The sequence below is a fragment of the uncultured Clostridium sp. genome (assembly GCF_963527835.1).
GTDB lineage: Bacteria > Bacillota > Clostridia > Clostridiales > Clostridiaceae > Clostridium.
Genome location: NZ_CAURTC010000073.1, coordinates 1 through 5,782, shown reverse-complemented (window position 1 = coordinate 5,782; position 5,782 = coordinate 1). Strand labels below are relative to the sequence as shown.

At 26.6% G+C, this 5,782-nt stretch carries 4 protein-coding genes; 2 read left to right on the top strand and 2 right to left on the bottom strand.

Features of this window, described 5'->3' with window-relative positions; all coding sequences use genetic code 11:
- Nucleotides 1-153 precede the first annotated feature (153 nt).
- Nucleotides 154-2,634 carry a CoA-disulfide reductase gene (locus RYM86_RS18345; protein WP_315082277.1) on the bottom strand — a complete coding sequence of 827 codons (2,481 nt, stop codon included), beginning with the start codon at nucleotides 2,632-2,634 and terminating at the stop codon, nucleotides 154-156.
- 383 nt (nucleotides 2,635-3,017) lie between these two features.
- On the opposite strand from RYM86_RS18345, the gene RYM86_RS18340 reads away from it, so the two are divergent.
- Nucleotides 3,018-3,215, top strand: a complete 198-nt coding sequence (locus RYM86_RS18340; protein WP_315082275.1) for a 4Fe-4S dicluster-binding protein — start codon at nucleotides 3,018-3,020, stop codon at nucleotides 3,213-3,215.
- Nucleotides 3,216-3,233: 18 nt separating this feature from the next.
- Nucleotides 3,234-3,830 (top strand): 4Fe-4S binding protein, encoded by a 597-nt coding sequence (locus tag RYM86_RS18335; RefSeq protein ID WP_315082274.1) that lies wholly within the window; start codon nucleotides 3,234-3,236, stop codon nucleotides 3,828-3,830.
- Nucleotides 3,831-3,871: 41 nt separating this feature from the next.
- Here RYM86_RS18335 and RYM86_RS18330 read toward each other — a convergent pair whose 3' ends face one another.
- Nucleotides 3,872-5,515: a HAMP domain-containing sensor histidine kinase gene (locus RYM86_RS18330; protein ID WP_315082273.1), complete on the bottom strand. Its 1,644-nt coding sequence runs from the start codon at nucleotides 5,513-5,515 to the stop codon at nucleotides 3,872-3,874.
- Between the last annotated feature and the right edge of the window lie 267 nt (nucleotides 5,516-5,782).

Sequence of the window (5,782 nt, the reverse complement as noted above, 5' to 3'; positions counted from 1 at the left end):
TCAGCCCCCATTACGGACTTTCACCGATTAGTACGTGCCCATGCTGGGCACACAAGTAAAAAGTGCATGTAACATTTGTTACATACACTTTTATTATTCTGCATGAATAAAGAGCCATATACTAGAAACTTCTAAATATAGCTCTTTTATAAATTATATAAATAAATTTAATCCTGAATCTTCAGTAGCTCCTAAATATGAAGCAACTCCTCCTATTTCAACACCGTCAATGAATTCCTCTTTTTTTATTCCCATAAGATCCATACTCATAGCACATGCAACAACTCTAACTCCCATATTTATTGCATTAGTTATCAAGCTTTCTAAATCATCAACATTATGCTTTTTCATTATTTGTTTTATCATTGCAGGCCCCATTCCCATCATATTCATTTTAGATAACGGTAACTTTTCTGGATGTCCTGGTAACATAATGTCAAACATCTTTTCCATAGTATCCTTATTTACTTTAGGCTTATTTTTGCTTTTTAATATATTGAGACCCCAGAAAGTAAAGAACATAGTAACTTCTTTTCCCATAGAAGCTGCTCCAGTAGCTATTATAAATGATGCTATGGCTTTATCAAAATCTCCACTAAATACTACTAAAGTTGCTCCATTTTTATCTACAGTCGCATTTGAAGATAGTACTTCCTCTTTCTTTGTTCCTTTTTGTATATAAGCTACAAAAGCATTTTTACTCTTATCAAATTCTGATTTAAGTAAAGTATTGTTAGTCTTTTCACACCATGCTTTTATATCCTTACTAAATCCAGCATCACTTGCTTTTGCCTCTAAAATTTGACCTTCTTCCATTTTATTTACTTCTTCAAATACTCTCCTTATAGGTCCTGGACACTGAAGTCCACAAGCATCTAAAGTAACTTTTGCATTTATTTCTGTTATATCTAAATCTTCTAAACTCATAGCTGCTACCTCTTCTTTTATTTCATTAAATTTTTCATGTTGATTCTTTAAGCTTTCTTCTGCCCTTTTTACATACATATATGTCTTTAATCCGCCGTCTATATTAGCGCAGTTTATTCCGTGTTGTTTTAATATTCTACAAGCTACATAACCACGTAATCCTACTTGACATGTAACATATATATGTTTATCTTTTGGTATCTCATTTAATCTATCTCTTAACACTCCAAGAGGAATATTAATTGAATTATCAAACTTTCCAGTAACTAATTCAAACTCTTCTCTTATATCTAAAATTATAGAATTATTTTTATTTATAGTATCTATTTCATCCCATTGAATTGTATCAACTATTCCTTCTATAATATTTGATGCATAGTATCCTAACATATTAACTGGATCTTTTGCAGAATTATATGGTGGTGCATAGCATATCTCAATATCTTGTAAATCAAAAACAGTAAAATTTCCTTTAATTGCTGTAGCTAATATATCAATGCGTTTTTCAACTCCACTCATTCCTACAGCTTGGGCCCCAAATATTTTTCCATTCTTAGGATCAAACAACATTTTAATTGCTATTGGAAAAGATCCTGGATAATATCCAGCACTAGAACCTGGATGTATATGAATTGCTTTATAATCAATCCCTAGTCTTCTTAATGTTTTTTCATTATTACCAGTTGCAGCTACTGTATAGTCAAATACTTTAGCAACTGATGAACCAAGACTCCCTTTATACTCCTCATTTTTTCCAAGTATATTATTAGCTACCAATCTTCCTTGGCGATTTGCAGGCCAAGCAAGTGGAATCATTGTAGGTTTTTTATTTACAAAGTCCATAACTTCAACTGCATCCCCTAATGCAAAAATGCTTGAATCAGAAGTTTTCATATATTTATCTACTATAATAGCGTCTCTTTCATTTAATTCAATTCCAGATTCTTTAGCTATTTTAGTTTCTGGTTTAACACCAATTGATAATATTATCATATCTGTATCAATTTTTCTTCCACTTTTTAAAACAATTTTTTTACCTTGATTTTCAAAGGATTCCACACCATCTTTTAATATTAATTCTACATTCTTATCAATCAAATGATCATGTATTATACTGGCCATCTCTATATCAATAGGTGCCATTACTTGATCACTAGCTTCAACTAAAGTAATATTAATTCCTTTATCGTGTAGATTCTCAGCCATTTCTAAACCTATAAATCCCCCACCTATCACAACTACATTTTTAGGTTTTTTCTTATCAATAAATGACTTTATTTTATCTGTATCTGGTATATTTCTAAGCGTAAATAGATTTTCACAATTATTAATACCTTGAATTTTAGGTTTTAATGGCTTAGCCCCTGGAGATAATACTAATACATCATAACATTCTTCATAAACTTTATTTTCTACCAAGTTTTTAACTATTACCTTTTTGTTTTCTTTATCTATTTTTATAACTTCACTTAAATTTCTTATATCTAAATTAAACTTTTTGCTCATTTCTTCTACAGTTTGAACTATAAGCTTCTCTCTTTCATTAATAGTTCCTCCTATATAATATGGAAGACCACAATTGGCAAAAGATATATACTCACCTTTTTCAAACATAATTATCTCTAAGTTTTCATCCAATCTTCTAAGCCTTGCTGCAGTAGATGCTCCGCCTGCAACGCCACCAACAATAATAACTTTTTTAGACATGTTATCTCTCCTTACATTATTATTTTAGTATAAACATTTATATAACATAGTATTATCTAATATTTGTTTAATTTAATCTTGTGTTAAATATCACCAAATAATTTACATCTCCTCTTTTAATAATGTTATATCATAATAGCACTATAACTTTCTGTAACTTTATCACACACATATAAAATACATTTTCAACCTATTATTATAGACAAAAATAAATTTTAATATTATTTAATATATTTTTGATTATTTTAAAATTTTATATGCTTTTGCCCTTAAAAATAAAGCAATTGTAACAAAGTTACATACTCATTTGTACTTTTTTATTACAATTCACTTATCACAAACATAATATTTTAACTAAAAATTATTTAAGGAGAATTTAAATTATGAATAAAACTTTAATGAGAAAAAAAGCTTATGTTGACACTAAATTTTGTGTTGCTTGTGGAATTTGTGCAAGAAATTTTCCAATTAAAGCAATATCAATAAATAAAAGAATGTATGCAAACGTTGATTTAGATAAGTGTGTAGGATGTACTAAATGTTCAATAGTTTGTCCAGCATCAGTAATAGAAATTAAGTAAGAAACTTAGGAGGGAATTATGAAAAAGAATAATACAAATGAAAAACAATGGTATGAATACTTGTGGCTTGCATCTTCTGCTTACTTAGTATTGGCAGCTTTTAACATTTTATTTGCTTGGCTTGGTTTAATATGTTTTCTTGTACCTTTAATAATTTCAATATCAGGTGGTGGAAAAACCTATTGTAATACTTATTGTGGACGAGGACAATTGTTATCGTTACTTGGAATTAAACTTAAACTTTCAAGAAATAAATCAATACCGCATTGGATAAAAACTAAATATTTTAGATATGGATTCTTAATATTTTTCTTAACCATGTTTTTAAATATGATTTTTAATACCTATTTAGTTTTCCAAGGTACTAATACTTTAAAAGAAGTAATAACTATTTTATGGACATTTAAACTTCCTTGGAATTTTAACGATCTAACTAATATAACCCCTTGGATAGTTCAATTTTCCTTTGGCTTTTATAGCATAATGCTTACGTCTACTATCTTAGGAATTGTTACAATGTTATTTTTCAAACCAAATTCATGGTGTGTATATTGCCCAATGGGAACTATGACACAAGGTATTTCTATAATTAAGAATAATATATCCTATAAATAATATAAAACCTTGTAGTTCTAAAACTACAAGGTTTTATATTTTTATTTAATATCTGAAAGTTCAATAAGTATTTTACTATCAATTTCATCTTTTTTATGTACATTGAATTCAACTTCATCCAACTCTTCTTCTATCTTTACGTTCGGTAAATTTATTATGAATTCACAGCCTTTTTCTTCATTATCTTTTAGATTAATCTCTCCGTTATGAGAATTTACTATATATTTAACTAAAGATAAGCCTATTCCACTTCCCTCTACATTTCTTCTAAAAGACTTATCAACTTGTACAAATCTTTCAAAAACGCTTTTTCTAAAATCTTTGGGAATTCCTATTCCATCATCTTTTATAGTTATGCTTAAATACTCATCATTATTTTGACTTTCAATATTCACAAATATATTTCCATTATCACTTGTAAATTTAATAGCATTCGAAAGAAGATTTAAAATTGCTCTTTCCATATTTTCTGGATCACACTTTATTTCAAGGAACTCACAATCTGTATCAAAAATTATATTCCTTTTCCTAGCTTTCTCATATTCTGCTATTGATAGAGTTATATTTTCAACCAAACTAATAATTTCACAATTAACAAAATTCATTTTAAAACATCCAGCATCAAATTTAGTAACATCAATAATGTTATTAATAAGTCTTAACATCCTAGAACAATTTTGTGAAATTGTGTTTTCATATTTATTGTAGTATTTTAAAAATTCTTCTTCATTATAATCGTACATTCTTAAAAGTTGAAAAGATGAAATGATTATATTAAGTGGTGTTCTAAGTTCATGAGATATATTTGCAAAAAATTGACTTCTCATCTCCTCTTCTTCCTTCAATTTATACATTTCATTTTTTTGATTAACCACTTCATAACTTAATTCTTTATTTTCTTTAGATTTTGTTATTATCTCTATAAATAAACTTATTATTATTATAAAAAACCCCAATGCCCATAAACATCTATTTAATCCATACATTGTATAATCATCTTTGTATAATTTTTTCACTAAAAGTATTCTACTTAAGAACATTACGCTTAAACTAACAAATGTTATGAAATAATTAAACTTCTTTTCTTTAAAATACTTAGCACACACTTCTAATATTAGTAAATATGTTGCTAAATTTATTACCTTTTTTATTAACATAAGTATATCTGTATTAATTGCATGAGAATAATTCTGCATTATATTTAAATCCAGTTTTATACACGCAAAGTTGATAATTAAAACAAATACTACTCCAATAAACCTATTTTCACATAATGATTTAGTTATTTTATTTTTATTAAATATAGTTAAATATAATAGTATTGTTCTAAAAATAGATGCAAAACCAATAAACACTGAATTTGAATTCATTAATCCCATAATGTCTATACTTCTCATTAAAAAATCAATAAGTACAAACTCTGAATATATAGATATATAATTCAATGAAAACATGTAAAAATAATCATCTTCATATAAATAATAATATAAAAAACAGCAAAAAATTGCTAAAAATCCTATTATGTAATTTATACCTCTTATATCTTTAACTAATGTTAAATTACGCAAATCGAAACTATTAGCAATAATAATATTTAATCTAAAAATAGCATAAAAACTAATTGAATTTATAATTATAATTAATATTAGTTTTTTATTAATTCCCTTTATTCCTTCCGTTAGCACATTGAAAGCCCCCCTGTTTCAATAAAGTGATTATATAATCAAGTTATATTTATTAAAATTCACTATAAAAATATATTTTTTTACACAAAGACCTATTTATAGAAAATATTCTATTAATTCCTGTCCGTATTATAGCATTAATTTACATTAATTAAAATAGTATTCGTGTTTTTTACAATATAATTAAATGTAATCTAATTTTTATATTAATTGCAAATCGAGTAGGAGCTAAATAATTATTTTATTTAGCGTCCTCTCACACCACCG

What these genes read in the sequence shown, in the direction of transcription:
- RYM86_RS18340 (WP_315082275.1), top strand. Translation starts at nt 3,018, where the DNA reads ATGAATAAAACTTTAATGAGAAAAAAAGCTTATGTTGACACTAAATTT.
- RYM86_RS18345 (WP_315082277.1), bottom strand. Translation starts at nt 2,634, where the DNA reads ATGTCTAAAAAAGTTATTATTGTTGGTGGCGTTGCAGGCGGAGCATCT.
- RYM86_RS18335 (WP_315082274.1), top strand. Translation starts at nt 3,234, where the DNA reads ATGAAAAAGAATAATACAAATGAAAAACAATGGTATGAATACTTGTGG.